At 71.3% G+C, this 14,374-nt stretch carries 15 protein-coding genes; 9 read left to right on the plus strand and 6 right to left on the minus strand.

Annotated features, from left to right (window positions below; translation table 11 throughout):
- Window positions 1-11: 11 nt before the first annotated feature.
- From FK530_RS14320 to FK530_RS14330, 3 genes are read left to right on the plus strand one after another with little or no spacing between them, the layout of a single operon-like run.
- Window positions 12-671, plus strand: coding sequence for an MSMEG_4193 family putative phosphomutase (locus FK530_RS14320; protein WP_146487710.1), 660 nt, complete (start codon window positions 12-14; stop codon window positions 669-671).
- On the plus strand, window positions 668-1,249 hold the full coding sequence (locus FK530_RS14325; RefSeq protein ID WP_146487711.1) for a DUF3090 domain-containing protein: 582 nt from the start codon (window positions 668-670) through the stop codon (window positions 1,247-1,249). The genes FK530_RS14320 and FK530_RS14325 overlap by 4 nt, the downstream gene beginning before the upstream one ends.
- On the plus strand, window positions 1,250-2,038 hold the full coding sequence (locus FK530_RS14330; RefSeq protein WP_231706638.1) for an SCO1664 family protein: 789 nt from the start codon (window positions 1,250-1,252) through the stop codon (window positions 2,036-2,038).
- Window positions 2,039-2,042: 4 nt separating this feature from the next.
- Here FK530_RS14330 and FK530_RS14335 read toward each other — a convergent pair whose 3' ends face one another.
- From FK530_RS14335 to FK530_RS14345, 3 genes are read right to left on the minus strand one after another with little or no spacing between them, the layout of a single operon-like run.
- Window positions 2,043-2,228 carry an SCO6045 C-terminal-like domain-containing protein gene (locus tag FK530_RS14335; protein ID WP_146487712.1) on the minus strand — a complete coding sequence of 62 codons (186 nt, stop codon included), beginning with the start codon at window positions 2,226-2,228 and terminating at the stop codon, window positions 2,043-2,045.
- Window positions 2,225-3,091, minus strand: coding sequence for an MbnB/TglH/ChrH family RiPP precursor modification enzyme (locus tag FK530_RS14340; protein ID WP_146487713.1), 867 nt, complete (start codon window positions 3,089-3,091; stop codon window positions 2,225-2,227). Before FK530_RS14340 ends, FK530_RS14335 begins: the two co-directional genes overlap by 4 nt.
- A complete protein-coding gene (locus tag FK530_RS14345) occupies window positions 3,088-3,987 on the minus strand; it encodes a TIGR04222 domain-containing membrane protein (protein ID WP_158645103.1) in 900 nt (299 codons plus the stop codon). The genes FK530_RS14340 and FK530_RS14345 overlap by 4 nt, the downstream gene beginning before the upstream one ends.
- Window positions 3,988-4,223: 236 nt before the next feature.
- On the opposite strand from FK530_RS14345, the gene mshC reads away from it, so the two are divergent.
- Together mshC and FK530_RS14355 are read left to right on the plus strand one after the other, a co-directional pair.
- Window positions 4,224-5,468 carry a cysteine--1-D-myo-inosityl 2-amino-2-deoxy-alpha-D-glucopyranoside ligase gene (gene mshC, locus FK530_RS14350; protein ID WP_146487715.1) on the plus strand — a complete coding sequence of 415 codons (1,245 nt, stop codon included), beginning with the start codon at window positions 4,224-4,226 and terminating at the stop codon, window positions 5,466-5,468.
- 25 nt (window positions 5,469-5,493) lie between these two features.
- A complete protein-coding gene (locus FK530_RS14355) occupies window positions 5,494-5,805 on the plus strand; it encodes a hypothetical protein (RefSeq protein WP_146487716.1) in 312 nt (103 codons plus the stop codon).
- 19 nt (window positions 5,806-5,824) lie between these two features.
- Here the strand turns inward: FK530_RS14355 and FK530_RS14360 are convergent, their stop codons facing one another.
- Complete coding sequence (locus tag FK530_RS14360; protein WP_223120091.1) at window positions 5,825-6,688, minus strand: PAC2 family protein; 864 nt, start codon at window positions 6,686-6,688, stop codon at window positions 5,825-5,827.
- 53 nt (window positions 6,689-6,741) lie between these two features.
- On the opposite strand from FK530_RS14360, the gene metH reads away from it, so the two are divergent.
- From metH to FK530_RS14370, 3 genes are read left to right on the plus strand one after another with little or no spacing between them, the layout of a single operon-like run.
- Entirely contained in the window at window positions 6,742-10,347 is a 3,606-nt protein-coding gene (metH, locus tag FK530_RS14365) for a methionine synthase (RefSeq protein ID WP_146487718.1), read from the plus strand.
- A 10-nt stretch (window positions 10,348-10,357) separates the two neighbouring features.
- Window positions 10,358-10,531, plus strand: coding sequence for a hypothetical protein (locus FK530_RS25860; protein WP_158645104.1), 174 nt, complete (start codon window positions 10,358-10,360; stop codon window positions 10,529-10,531).
- Window positions 10,532-10,576: 45 nt separating this feature from the next.
- Complete coding sequence (locus FK530_RS14370) at window positions 10,577-11,452, plus strand: DUF2268 domain-containing putative Zn-dependent protease (protein WP_146487719.1); 876 nt, start codon at window positions 10,577-10,579, stop codon at window positions 11,450-11,452.
- On the opposite strand, the gene FK530_RS14375 is transcribed toward FK530_RS14370, so the two are convergent.
- Window positions 11,439-13,151, minus strand: a complete 1,713-nt coding sequence (locus FK530_RS14375; protein ID WP_146487720.1) for a bifunctional metallophosphatase/5'-nucleotidase — start codon at window positions 13,149-13,151, stop codon at window positions 11,439-11,441. The genes FK530_RS14370 and FK530_RS14375 overlap by 14 nt on opposite strands.
- A gap of 84 nt (window positions 13,152-13,235) precedes the next feature.
- Here FK530_RS14375 and FK530_RS14380 point away from each other — a divergent pair, with 84 nt between their 5' ends.
- Window positions 13,236-13,898: an HAD family hydrolase gene (locus tag FK530_RS14380; protein ID WP_146487721.1), complete on the plus strand. Its 663-nt coding sequence runs from the start codon at window positions 13,236-13,238 to the stop codon at window positions 13,896-13,898.
- On the opposite strand, the gene FK530_RS14385 is transcribed toward FK530_RS14380, so the two are convergent.
- Window positions 13,885-14,292 carry a hypothetical protein gene (locus FK530_RS14385; RefSeq protein WP_146487722.1) on the minus strand — a complete coding sequence of 136 codons (408 nt, stop codon included), beginning with the start codon at window positions 14,290-14,292 and terminating at the stop codon, window positions 13,885-13,887. The two genes, FK530_RS14380 and FK530_RS14385, sit on opposite strands and share 14 nt — an antisense overlap.
- Window positions 14,293-14,374 lie beyond the last annotated feature (82 nt).

Genomic DNA, 14,374 nt, shown 5'->3' on the forward strand with positions numbered 1-14,374 from the left:
AGACTCGGGGCATGACCGTGATCCTGTTGCGCCACGGCCGCTCGACGGCGAACACCTCCGGGGTACTCGCGGGACGAGCCGAGGGCGTCGCGCTCGACGAGGCCGGCCGCGCCCAGGCCGCCGATCTCGTCGGCCGCCTCGCCGACGTCGACCTCGTGGCGGCCGTCCGTTCCCCGCTGCTGCGCTGCGAGCAGACCCTCGCGCCACTCGCCGCGGCGCACGGCCTACGGCCGGAGGTCGACGACCGACTCGTGGAAGTCGATTACGGCGCGTGGACCGGCCGGGAGATCAAGGACCTGCTGCAGGAGCCACTGTGGAAGGTCGTGCAGCAGCAGCCCTCCGCCGCCGTCTTCCCCGACGGGGAGGGCCTCGCCGAGGTTCAAGCCCGCGCCGTCGCCGCGGTCCGCGACGCCGACCGCCGGTTCACCGAGGAGCACGGGCCCGGGGCGGTCTGGGTGGCGTGCAGCCACGGCGACGTGATCAAGGCGGTCGTCGCCGACGCCCTCGGTACGCACCTCGATCAGTTCCAGCGGATCTTCGTCGCACCGGCATCGGTGTCGATCGTGACCTACGGTCCGGCACGCCCGCTCGTGCAGTGCGTCAATTCGTCCGGTAGCGTCACGCTGCCCAAACGTCCAGCCAAGGAGGCAACGGTGGGAGGCGAGGCATGAGCCGCTCCGTCCATGTTTTCCGCACCCCCGACAGGTTCGTCGTGGGCACCGTCGGCCAGCCCGGCGACCGGGCCTTCTACCTGCAGGCCGTGCACGAATCCCGCATCGTCTCCGTGCTCCTGGAGAAGCAGCAGGTCGAGGTGCTCGCCGAGCGCATCGCGGCGCTGCTCGACGAGGTCGCGCGCCGGTTCGGCACCGCGATGCCGGCCGCCGACACGCCGGTCACCGACCTGCAGCCGCTCGTGATGCCCGTCGACGCGGAGTTCCGCGTCGGCACCATGGGCCTGGGCTGGGACTCCGAGGAGAAGGCGGTGGTCATCGAGCTGCTCGCCATCACCGAGCAGGAGCTCGACGAGTCCGTGGTGCTGGCCGACGACGCCGAGGAGGGCCCCGACGCGGTACGCGTCTTCCTCACTCCCGTCGCAGCGCGTGAGTTCGCGAACCGCTCCGAGAAGGTCCTCGGCGCCGGCCGCCCGGCGTGCCCGCTGTGCGGCGAGCCGCTCGACGCCGACGGGCACATGTGCGTGCGCCTCAACGGCTACCGCCGCGGCGCCGCGTTCGGCGCCGAGGACGAGTAGGTGGACCTCACGGTGGACCTCGAGAGCGCCGACCTGACGATCCTCGGCCGGATCACGAGCGCTTCCAACGCCACCCTGCTCTGTGACCTCGGCGAGACCGGGGAGCGGGCGGTCTACAAACCGATCCGCGGCGAGGTGCCGTTGTGGGACTTCCCCGACGGAACCCTCGCGGGCCGGGAGGTCGCCTCGTACCGGGTCTCCGAGGCGCTCGGCTGGGGGCTCGTCCCGGAGACCGTCCTGCGCGACGGTCCGCTCGGGCCCGGGATGGTGCAGCGCTGGGTCGTGGAGCCCGAACCGGATGCCGGTACGGGCCCCGACCTGGTCGACCTGTTCCCGCTCGACGCGGTGCCCGACGACTACCTCACGGTCTTCACCGGCTACGTCGAGGACGCCGATGCACCGGACGGCATCGCGGAGGTTGCCCTCGCGCACGCCGACGACCCGCAGCTGCGCCGCCTCGCCGTCCTCGACGTGCTCATCAACAACGCCGACCGCAAGGGCGGCCACGTGCTCGTCGGTCCCGACGGCCGCGTCCAGGGAGTCGACCACGGCATCTGCCTGCACACCGCGCCGAAGCTGCGGACGGTGCTGTGGGGCTGGGCGGGCCGCGCGGTAGGCGACGACCTGCTCGCGGACGTCGAGGCGTTCCGCGCCGCACCTCCGGACCTCGCGGGGCTCATCACGGACGAGGAGCAGGACGCTCTCGCGGAGCGGGCCGCGATCCTCCTCGAGCTCGGCGCCATGCCGCTGCCGACCCCGAACCGGCCGATCCCCTGGCCGCCGTTCTGACCGATCACGCCCGACGCGGCGGCCACCGTCGCCCGCGGGGCACGGGCTCCTCGTGAGCGGCGTGCGCGTCGCGCTTGTGCCGGCAGACCGCGCCGGCCGCGGCGACCTCAGCCGGGTCGAAGCCCTCGGGCACGGGACCGTCGGCGACGAGCGCCCGGACCAGGGACTCCTGGCGTTCCCGCAGGCTCATACCCACTCCTTCCGCGCGCGCTCCGTGATCGGCGCGCAGCCGGCGGCCACGGCGATGGCGTCGAGCTCGTCGAAGAGCTCCACCGCGGGCGGGTAGCGGCCGTCGCGTTCCAGCATGAACGGCACGTCCGCGCGCTCCCGCACCGCCGCGACCAGCGTCAGTACGCCCGCGTTCACCGGATCGGTGTGCGTGTCGTGGTAGCGACCGCCACGCTCGGAGCCCCCGGCCACGTGGCTGTAGGCGATCCGGTCGACCGGCAGTCGGGCGATCTCCTCCTGCGGGTCGCGTCCGCGGTTGAGGGCGTTCGCGTAGACGTTCGCCACGTCGAGCACGAGCAGCGCGCCGGTGCGATTGAGCAGTTCGGTCAGGAACTCCGCCTCTGTGAACTCCTCCTCGGGCCAGCGCAGGAAGGCCGCGATGTTCTCCACCGCGAGCGGTACCGGCAGCGCGTCCTGCATCCGCGTGATGTTGCGGACCAGCACGTCGAGCGCCTCCCGGGTGCGGGGAACGGGGAGGAGGTGTCCCGCCTCGATCCCGCCGGCGCGCACGAAGGCGATGTGCTCACTGACCAGCGGCGCGCCGAAAGCCTCGGCGCACGCCGCCAGGCGGTGCACCCGCTCCGGCTCGAGCGCGTCGACCCCGCCCAAGGAGAGCGCGACGCCGTGCGGCACCAGTGGCACACCGCGGGCGCGCAGGTCCACGAGCAGCGGATCGGTCTCCGCTCGGCCGCGACGGATCCGCACCGACTCGGCGATCACCTCGCAGAATCCGGGCCGCAGGTCGGCGATCACGCCCGCGATCTCGCGCCGCCAGCCCACGCCGAGCGGCCCCAGGGCGGGAACGGTGCGGGTCGCGGCGCTCATCCTCCGCACCCGCCGCAGCCGCCACAACCCCCGCAGCCGCCACCGCCACCACCGCCGCACGACGCGCCGCCGCACGAGCCCCCACCGTCGCCGGACGATGCGGCGTCGCCGGCGAGCTCGACGCCCTCCGCGTAGGCGCCGTCGAACTGCCACAGCGCGGCCGTGCCGAAGACGGCGACGGACAGACCGACCGCTGCTCCGCCGTAGGTGGACCAGGCGGGCCGGCGGGACGGCGCCAGGTACTCCAGGCGGGTCCGCTCGGCGCGCAGCAGGCGCTTCCCGGCGCGGGTCTCGCGGTCGATCGACCACAGGCGCGGGACCACGACGACGGCCACGATCAGGGACGGCATGAGGACGCTCGTCACCAGCGCCGCCGACTCGCGCCCCAGCACGGCCAGGATCAGGACGCCGGCCGCGCCACCGACCGCGCAGGCCGTCACGGGAGCCGCACCCAGCCGCATCCGCCAGCGCTCCGTCGCGGATCGCAGGTAGCCCCGCGCGGCGAGGCGGTCCTCGAGCGCGTCGAGTTCGTCCGCGAGGGCGACGACGACCGCGTTCACCGTGTACGACGTGAGGCCCGCGCAATGCGCGTGGACGGCCCGGGTGAGTCGGTCGGCGTCGGGCGGCGGGGGAGTGCCGCCCGCCCCCGGCGCCGTTTCCACCTGCGCGCCGGCCCGGAGCTGCGCGAGCGCCACGACGACCGGCGCCTGCCGGGACCGGATACAGGCGAGCTCGGTCGCCGTGAGCGGCGGATCGACGACGGTCCGCCGCCGGGATGCGGTCAGCGGCCGCCACGCCAGGGCGAGGGCGATCCCGCCGAGGAGGCAGAACAGGAACCATCGCGACCCGATCGGGAACAGACCGTCGACGATGCTCTCGAATTCACTGCGGGACATGACATTCACCTCCTGTGCGACCGGATCTTCCGAAGTGGGTACAGCATGGCGTCGGATCGGGCCGCCCGCTAGGTTCCGCGGGAAAGAGTTTCCTGAGAGTTCCTGCGGCACAGGATCGCCGCTCGTCGGGGATCGTTCTCGCCGGTGCGCGCGGGGCGGTGCGCCTGGACGGACACCGCTCCGGCCGCGCCCCGGCCCGAAATCCACGATCGGATACGGCCGCATAGGGTGGGGGTATGCGTTCCTGGCCGACCCCCACCGTCCCCAGCGTGCCCGGACCGTCGGTCCCGCTGCGCCTCTACGACACGTCCGACGCGGTGGTGCGTCCGGTGAACCCCGGCGCGGTGGCCGGGATGTACGTCTGCGGGATCACCCCCTACGACGCGACGCACCTCGGTCATGCCGCGACGTACCTCGCGTTCGACCTGGTCAACCGGGTGCTACGGGACAACGGCCACGACGTCCACTACGTGCAGAACGTGACGGACGTCGACGATCCGCTGTTCGAGCGGGCGGATCGGGACGGCATCGACTGGCGCGATCTCGGGGCCCGCGAGACCGACCTGTTCCGCGAGGACATGGAGGCCCTGCGGGTGATCCCGCCGCGCGACTACATCGGGGCGGTCGAATCGGTGGGCGAGGTCGTCGAGTACGTCGGAAAGCTGCTGGACAACGGGTCGGCGTACGTCGTCGACGATGCCGAGTACCCGGACGTCTACTACCGTTCCGACGCCACGGAGCAGTTCGGCTACGAGTCGGGCTACGACCGCGCGACCATGGAGAAGTTCTTCGCCGAGCGCGGCGGCGACCCCGAGCGGCCCGGGAAGCGCGACAGCATCGACCCGATCCTCTGGCGCGCCGAACGCCCCGGCGAACCCGCGTGGCCCTCGCCGCAGGGGCCCGGACGTCCAGGCTGGCACATCGAATGCGCCGCGATCGCCGCGAACCGCCTCGGGGCCACCTTCGACATCCAGGGCGGCGGTAGCGATCTGATCTTCCCGCACCACGAGTACTCCGCCGCGCACGTCGAGGCCGCGACCGGCGAGCGGCGCTTCGCCCGGCACTACGTGCACGCGGCGATGATCGGACTCGACGGCGAGAAGATGTCCAAGAGCCGCGGCAACCTCGTCTTCGTCTCGAAGCTGCGCCGTTCGGGCGTCGACCCCGCCGCGATCCGCCTGGGCCTCTTCGAGGGCCACTACCGGCAGGACCGCCCCTGGTCGGACGAGGTGCTCGAGCGCGCGGTGGCGCGTCTGGACCTGTGGCGCCGCGCCTTCCAGGCGTCCTCCGCGCCGGACGGGGACGAGCTGATCGCCCGCGTCCGCCGCTACCTGGCGGATGATCTGGACACCCCGCACGCCCTCGCCGCGATCGACGCCTGGGCCGAGAAGGCCGTCACCGTCGGCGGCCCGGATGCCGGCGCGCCGGCGTCCGTGGGCGCAGCGGTCGACGCGCTGCTCGGCGTACCTGCCGCGGCCTGACAGCGCGACACGCTATATTGCGCCTGTGAGGACCGTCAGCGAGCTGGCCCCGGATCTGACCGAGGGCGTGTGGACCGTTCAGACCCGCACGTCCACGTACGTGGTGGATCTGGCAGAGATGACCCTGATGCGCGCCCCCGGCATCGGCGGTGATTCCGAGGACGAGCAGTGGAGCATCAGCTCGCTGCGCCGCGACTCGGAGGACATCCCGCTGCTGGGCATCAAGAGCTGCCGGGTCGGTGAGTCGGCGCAGTTCTGGGTCCGCGCCGCGGAGGATCCGGACGTGCGCACCTGGCGCATCACCACGCCGGTCGTCTCGATCGAACGAATCGGCTAGCGCCGCCCGTCGTCCGGCTCTAGGGGCCCGTGCCCGGGTCCCGCCGCCGCAGGTACTTCTCGAACTCCTCCGCGATCGCGTCGGCGTCGATGTGCTGCTCGACGTCCTTCGCTTCCGCGTCGCCGCGCTCCTCGAGACCGCGGACGTAGTCGGCGACGTCCTCGTCGTCCTCGGTCATCTCCGTCACGGACGCCTCCCACGCCTCGGCGCGCGCCGGCAGGTCGGCCAGCGGTACCGCGAGATCGAGCGCCTGCTCCACACGCTGCAACAGCGCGACGGTGGCCTTCGGATTCGGCGGCTGCGAGACGTAGTGGGGTACCGCGGCCCAGAAGGAGATCGCGGGGAAGCCGGACCGCACGCACGCGTCCTGCAGTACGCCGGTGATCCCGGTGGGGCCCTCGTAGCGGTTCTGTTCGAGGCCGAAGCGCTTGGCGGATTCCGCGTCGTAACCCGCGCCGGTCACGGGCACGGGTCGTGTGTGCGCGGTGTCCGCGAGCAGGGAGCCCAGGATAACGACGCTGTCGATGTGCAACTCCGTGAAGATCGCGAGCAACTGTTCGCAGAACGCGCGCCAGCGGAAGTTCGGCTCGGTGCCCCGGAGCAGCACCACATCGCGGTCCGCCTTGGGCGGCCGGCACACCGACAGCGTGGTCGACGGCCACTCGACGGCGCGCGTCACCCCGTCGACCTGCTTGATGATGGGCCGGTTGACCTGGAAGTCGTAGAAGTCGTCGGAATCGACCTCGGTGATCAGCTGCGCGTCCCAGGTCAGTTCGAGGTGCTCGACGGCGCCCGATGCGGCATCACCCGCATCGTTCCAGCCCTCGAACGCCGCGATGAGGACCGGGCGGTCGAGCTTGGGGAAGGACGTCACTTCGATCAGAGTACGCGCAGGTCGTGCCGATTCGATTTGCCCGCACCCACTACCCTGGGACCATGACCCGTACGCATCAGCAGCCGCTGCAGTCGAGTTTCCTGGAGGCGGCCTCGAGCCGTGTTCTGATAGGCGACGGTGCGATGGGCACGATGCTGCAGGCAGCGGACCTGACCCTGGACGATTTCCTGGGGCTGGAGGGCTGCAACGAGATCCTCAACGACACCCGGCCGGACGTGCTGGAGGGGATCCATCGCGCGTACTTCGCCGCCGGCGCGGATGCGGTGGAGACGAACACCTTCGGCTGCAATCTGAGCAACCTCGGTGACTACGACATCGCGGACCGGATCCGGGAGCTGTCGGAGAAGGGCGTGGCGATCGCCCGGAAGGTCGCGGACGAGTTCGCCGTCGACGGGACGCCGCGGTTCGTGCTGGGGTCCATCGGCCCCGGGACCAAGCTGCCGACGCTGGGCCACACCTCGTTCGCGGTGATCCGCGACGCTTACGCGGAGGCCGCGCGCGGGATGATCGACGGCGGCGCGGACGCCTTCCTGATCGAGACCTGCCAGGACATCCTCCAGTCGAAGGCCGCGGTCCTGGGCTGCCACGTCGCGATGGACGAGCTCGGACGCCGGATCCCGATCATCGTGCACGTCACGGTCGAGACCACCGGCACCATGTTGCTCGGTTCCGAGATCGGTGCCGCGCTCACGGCGCTGGAGCCCCTGGGTATCGACATGATCGGCCTGAACTGCGCCACCGGCCCGGCCGAGATGAGCGAGCACCTGCGGCACCTGTCGCGGCATTCGACCATCCCCGTGTCGGTGATGCCGAACGCGGGCCTGCCCGTGCTGGGGAAGAACGGTGCCGAGTACCCGCTGACCCCGGAGGAACTCGCGGAGGCCCTGTCCGGGTTCGTCTCCGAGTTCGGGCTGAGCTTCGTGGGCGGCTGCTGCGGCACCACTCCGGAGCACATCCGGCAGGTCGCCGAGGCGGTGCGCGGAACCGAGCGCCTGCAGCGGGTTCCCGAGACCGAGAGCGCGGTCAGCTCGCTGTACACGTCGGTGCCGTTCGCACAGGACAGCTCGATCCTGATGATCGCCGAGCGCACGAATTCGAACGGCTCCAAGGCCTTCCGCGATGCGATGCTGGCCGGAGATCACGACAAGTGCGTCGACATCGCCAAGGACCAGGTGCGCGACGGCGCGCACATGCTCGATCTCAACGTCGACTACGTCGGCCGCGACGGCGCGGCGGACATGGCGGCGCTGGCATCCCGGTTCGCCACCGCGTCGACGCTGCCGGTCATGATCGACTCCACGGAGCCCGCGGTGATCCGGGCGGGCCTGGAGCACCTCGGCGGCCGGTGCGCCGTGAACTCGGTGAACTACGAGGACGGCGACGGCCCCGAGTCGCGGTTCACGAAGATCATGGAACAGGTCGTGGCGCACGGTGCCGCGGTCGTCGCGCTGACCATCGACGAGGAGGGCCAGGCCCGCACCGCCGAGTGGAAGGTGCGGATCGCCGAGCGGCTCATCGCCGACCTCACCGGGAACTGGGGCCTGAGCCTCGACGACGTCATCATCGACCCGCTGGTGTTCCCGATCTCCACGGGGCAGGAGGAGGTCCGGCGCGACGCGCTCGAGACCATCGAGGCCGTCCGCATCCTGCATGCGAAGTACCCGAACCTGCACTTCACCGTGGGTCTGTCGAATGTGAGCTTCGGCCTCAACGCCGCGGCGCGGCAGGTGCTGAACTCGGTCTTCCTGCACGAGCTGACCGAGGCCGGGCTCGACTCCGCCATCCTGCACGCGTCGAAGATCCTGCCGATGAGCAAGATCGAGACCGAGCAGCGCGAGACCGCGCTCGACCTGGTCTACGACCGCCGCGGTCTCGACGGCCTGCAGTCGCAGGGCGATCCGGACTACAACCCACTGTCGAAACTCATGGAGCTGTTCGAGGGCGTCTCCGCCGCCGGTGCCCGCGAGTCCCGGGCGCAGGAACTGGCGAAGCTGCCGCTGTTCGAGCGGCTGGAGCGTCGCATCGTCGACGGCGAGCGCGAGGGCCTGGACGCCGACCTGGACGCGGCACTGGCCGAGAAGCCGGCGCTGGCGATCATCAATGACACGCTGCTGTCCGGCATGAAGACGGTCGGCGAGCTGTTCGGCTCCGGTCAGATGCAGCTGCCCTTCGTGCTGCAGTCCGCCGAGGTGATGAAGGCGGCCGTCGCGTACCTCGAGCCGCACATGGAGAAGTCCGAGGACGACGCCGGTAAGGGGCGGATCGTGCTGGCCACCGTCAAGGGCGACGTCCACGACATCGGTAAGAACCTCGTCGACATCATCCTGAGCAACAACGGCTACGAGGTGGTCAACATCGGCATCAAGCAGCCGATCGCCGCCATCGTCGAGGCCGCCGAGGACAAGCACGCCGACGTGATCGGCATGTCCGGCCTGCTGGTGAAGTCGACCGTGGTGATGAAGGAGAACCTCGAGGAGCTCAACACCCGCGGCCTGGGGGAGAAGTACCCGGTGCTGCTGGGCGGCGCGGCACTCACCCGCGCCTACGTCGAGAACGACCTCGCCGAGGTCTACGCCGGCGAGGTCAGCTACGCCCGCGACGCCTTCGAGGGCCTGCGCCTGATGGACGACATCATGGCGCTCAAGCGCGGCGAGGGGCCCGATCCCGACAGCCCCGAGGCCCTCGCGGCCGCGGAGAAGGCGCGCGAACGCAAGGAGCGGCACGCCCGCAGTCGGCGCATCGCCGAGAAGCGCAAGGCGGAGGCGGCGCCCGTCGTCGTGCCGGAGCGCTCCGACGTGGCGCTCGATTTCGAGGTCGCGACCCCGCCGTTCTGGGGCACCCGGGTGGTCAAGGGCATCGCGATCAGCGAGTACGCGTCCCTGCTGGACGAGCGCGCGTTGTTCTTCGGCCAGTGGGGCCTGCGCGGAGCCCGCAAGGGGGAGGGCCCCTCGTACGAGGAGCTGGTGGAGACCGAGGGCCGCCCGCGACTGCGGTACTGGCTCGACAAGCTCAAGGCGGAGAAGATCCTCGACCACGCCGCCGTGGTCTACGGCTACTTCCCGGCGGTGAGCCACGGCAACGTCATCGACGTGCTCGAGTCGCCGGAACCCGATGCGCCCGTGCGGTACTCGTTCGAGTTCCCGCGCCAGCAGCGGGGCCGGTTCCTCGCGATCTCGGACTTCATCCGCGACCGCGAGACCGCTATCGCCCGCGGCGAGGTCGACGTGCTGCCCTTCCAGCTGGTCACCATGGGGCAGCCGATCGCGGACGCCGCGAACGAGCTGTTCGCGGCCAACAGTTACCGCGACTACCTCGAGCTGCACGGCATCGGGGTGCAGCTCACCGAGGCCCTCGCGGAGCGCTGGCACCAGCGGGTGCGGCAGGAGCTGGTCCTGCCCGGCGGCCGGAAGGTCGCGGACACGGATCCCTCGGCGGTCACCGACTTCTTCGACCTCAAGTACCTCGGTGCGCGCTACAGCTTCGGCTACGGCGCCTGCCCGGACCTCGAGGATCGCGCGAAGATGGTCGACCTGCTGCAGCCCGAGCGGATCGGGGTGCAGCTGTCGGAGGAACTGCAGCTGCACCCCGAGCAGTCCACCGACGCCTTCGTCCTGACGCACCCCGAGGCGAAGTACTTCAACACCTAGGCCGCGCGGCATGGACGATTACCGTCTGCACCTGCAGGCCGGCGAGCCCGGTGAGGAGGGCGCCTGGTTCTGGCGCCTCGACGACGCCGCCGGCCTGCAGATCGCTGCGTCCTGGGCCGATTCGCTCGACGGTGCCCTCGACGCGGTGAAGGGCGTCGTCTCGGCACTGGGCCTGGATCAGTAGCCGGGGCTTGACCCTCCCGTCACGGGAGGCCCTACCGTCGGCGGCATGAAGATCACCGTTCTCGACACGGACACCGCCATGCGGCGGATCCTGCGGGCCCCGATGGCGGAGCGCGCAACGCGGTTGGAGGAGATGTGGCGGCCCGCGGCCGGGATGTACCGGTACTTCCCGGGCCGGTTCGACCTGGCCGCGATGCACGCGGCGTCGTCGGGCTTCCCGGTCGACCGCGACACCGACGCCTGTCTCGCCGCGATCGAGCGGCTGCGCGCCGCGGATGCCTGGGGCCGGATCGAGCGGGCGCTCCGGGCGGCGGCGGATCGGCTCGCGGACGCGCTCCGGCGCGTCGCGTTGCCCGAGGTCGTCGTCCTGCTCGTCGTCGGCGACCCGTCGGACCGGATCTACCAGGACGAGGCGCTCGGCCTCACCGCCAACGGCAGCGTCACCGGGTACCTGTACCTCAACGTCTGGCCGTCACCCGAGAATCTCGACCGGCTCGAGGCGATGGCGGTGCACGAGTTCGACCACAACGTGCGGTACGCGCCGGGCGGCGTCGTCTGGGATCCGGCGACGGTCACCGTCGGCGAACAGATCGTCTCCGAGGGGCTGGCGGACGCCCTGGCGCGCGAGATGTACGGCGAGGAGCTCGGCTCCGCGCGGATCGGCGTCCCGCACCGTCATGACGACGCCCTGTTCGCGAAGGTCACCGCCGCCCTCGGCGTCACCGGGATGCAGAACTTCGCCTCGTGGGTCCTCGGCGATACGATCGCGGGTCGCTTCGGTGCGCCGCCGATCGGGGTACCGACCGGCGCGGGCTACGCGGTGGGGAACCGACTCGTGGACCGGTACCTCGCGGCGACGGGTCTGACCGCGAGCGAAGCCGTGCACGCCGACGCGCGCGAGATCATCGCTACAGCTTCGTGATCCGGCTGGTGGGCACCTGCAGGTCCGGCGTGGCCTGGAGGTACTTCTCCAGTGCGTCGAGGTCGATACCGCCGACCGTCAGGTCCGTCGACTGGGAGAAGATGCTGAAGCCGTCGCCGCCGGCGGCCAGGAAGTTGTTCGTGGTCACCCGGTACTTCGCGACGGGGTTGAGCGGCTGGTCGCCGATCTTCACGCTGTCGCGGACCACCTTCCGGTTCGGCGCGCCGTTCGGGTCGTAGCTGTAGGTGATGCCCGACGGTGCCAGCACCGTCGCCTTCGCGGGGTTCTGCCACTGCTGCTCGAGCAGGTCGATGATCTGCTGACCGGTCAGCGAGACGGTGACCACCTGGTTCCCGAAGGGCTGCACCGTGTACGCGGCGCCGTAGGTGACATCGCCGCCCTTGAGATCGGCGCGGACGCCGCCCGGGTTCATGAGGGCGATCTGCCCGGCGGCCTCGTTGGGCGGCCGCGTGGTGAAGAGCATCGCGTCGGCGATCACGTCGCCGAGCGGGGAGTCACCGCCGGGGAAGGCCTCCCGCTTGAGGTCGGTCGGGATCCTCCCGATCACGCGGTCGGCGCGGGGCTTGGCCTCCTTCTCGTAGAACTCGATGAGGCGCTGGGCCCCGGCGTCTGCGGGGAGCTTCCGGCTCACGACCCGGTTGACGGCCGTGGCCTTCGCGGCGGGGCCGCTGAAGTCCAGCGTGATGTCGGTGATCAGGCGCCCGTAGGAGGCGGCCTGGGTGACGGTGCGGCCGTCGATGGTGCAGTTGTAGGCCTGGTGCGAGTGCGCCGTGACCAGGGACGTGACGGCCGGATCGATGCGCTTCGCGAGGTCGGGCACCGGCGCCGAGACGTCCTTGCACGCGTTCGGATCTGCTTCGCCGGAGCCCTTCTGCGCACCGCCGTCGTGCAGGGTCGCGATGATGGCCTGCGCGCCGGCGGCCTTGATCTCGGGCACGTACTTGTTGATGGCGTCGGCCTCGTCGCCGAAGGTGTAGCCGCGCACGCCCTCCGGGGCGACGATCGTCGCGGTCTCGGGGGTCACGGTGCCGATGACGGCGATCTTCTTCCCACCGGCCTCGAACATCTTCCACGGGACGGTGCCGGGCGGCAGCTGGCCCTGCTCGTTGGTGACGTTCGCGGCGAGGTACTGGTAGGCGGCGCCGGTGAACGGCTCGCCCGGTTCGCAGCCCTGGGGCGCGCAGCCGCCCTTCTGCAGCCGCTCCAGTTCGATGGTGCCGTGGTCGAACTCGTGGTTGCCGACCGAACTCGCCTGCAGTCCGACCGAGTTCAGGAACGTGATCGTCGGCTCGTCGCGGAACAGCGCCGAGACGAGCGGGCTGGCGCTCACGAGGTCGCCCGCAGCGACGGTGAGGTTGTTCGGGTACTGCTTCTTGAGCCGCTGCAGCGCGGTGGCGAAGTACGCGGCGCCGCCGGCCTCCGCGCCGCCGATCCTCCCCGTCGAGCCGGTGGGCGGCTGCAGGTTGCCGTGGAAGTCGTTGAACGCCAGTAGGTGCACCTGGTCCGGGTTCGCGGGCGGGAGGTCGTCGACGCCGGGCACCGTGAAGCTCGGTTTCGAGACCGACGTTCCGGCGGCGGAGGACGACGGTGCCGCATCGTTGCCGCCGGTGCCGCAGCTCGCGAGGAGCGCGGCGGTCGCGGTGAGGGCCAGGGCGGCGGAGAGGCGGCGATTGCGCATGGCACGAATTCGAACACAGGCAGCCATCGTTCGGGTGACGAATGAATTAACACCCCGTGCGCGCACCCACCTAGGGTGATCGGCATGACCTCTCCGTCGCTGCCCGCCGCGGTCCTCTTCGACATGGACGGCACCCTCCTCGACTCCGAGAAGCTCTGGGACATCGCCGTCGCCGAGTTCACGCGGGATCTGGGAATGGAGATCACGCCGGAGGCGCGCGAATCGACTCTGGGCAACGCCACCGCGGACGCGCTGCGCAAGCTCTTCGACTTCGCGCGGGTCCCCGAGGCCGAACGGGACTACGCCGGCGCGGAGCGGTGGGTGTCGAACCGGGTGGTCGAGCTGTTCGACGGCGGGATCCCGTGGCAGCCCGGCGCCCGCGAGACCCTCGACCTGCTGGCGGAGGCGCAGGTCCCGCTGGTCCTGGTCACCAACACGATCCGCGAGGTCACCGAGCACGCGCTCGGCACCCTCGGCCGGGAGCGGTTCATCGCCACCGTCTGTGGTGACGAGGTGCCCAGCCCGAAGCCCGCCGCAGACCCGTACCTGCGCGGCGCCGAGCTCGCCGGCTTCCCCGCCACGGACTGCGTCGCCGTCGAGGACTCGCCGACCGGATCCCGTTCCGCGCTCGCGGCGGGCTGCACCGTCCTCACGGTCGGCCCCGAACCCGTGCTCGACGGTGCTCGGCACCTCGGCACGCTGTCGGGCGCGTCGCTCGCGGACTTCGCGCCGCTCAGCCGACGCTGAAGGCGTCGCCGTCGGCGCGGCAGGTCCCGACGGAATCGGTCACCCGGGCGAGGCACGTCCACCCCGAGGTCTGAACCGTGACCGCGCGTCCCTCGGACTGCGCGGCCGCGGACAGGTAGACGCGACCGACCCGGAGGGCATCGACGCAGTTCACGCGGCCCTCGCGGACCACCACTGCAGCGGAGCCCCTCGGGAGGTCCAGCGACCCGCACACCGTCCCCGCCGCCGCCCGGGGCACCTCATCGGACGCCGGAGCCGCCGTCGCCCGCTCGACCGCCGCGGCGGACGCGGCCGCGAAGCTGACCGGGCTCGCGGTGCCGGAGTCGTCAGACGTCGAACAACCGGCCACCAGGGCGAGTGCCAGCGCACCGAGCGCAAACCAACGTGGGTTCATGTCGCCGACGCTAGCGCCCCACCGAGACGGCCGCGCGCTGCGGACGGCCCATTGTGTTGGGCGTCACGAGCAGCGCGCCCAC

The sequence above is a fragment of the Tsukamurella conjunctivitidis genome, assembly GCF_007858475.1.
Classification (GTDB): Bacteria; Actinomycetota; Actinomycetes; order Mycobacteriales; family Mycobacteriaceae; genus Tsukamurella; species Tsukamurella conjunctivitidis.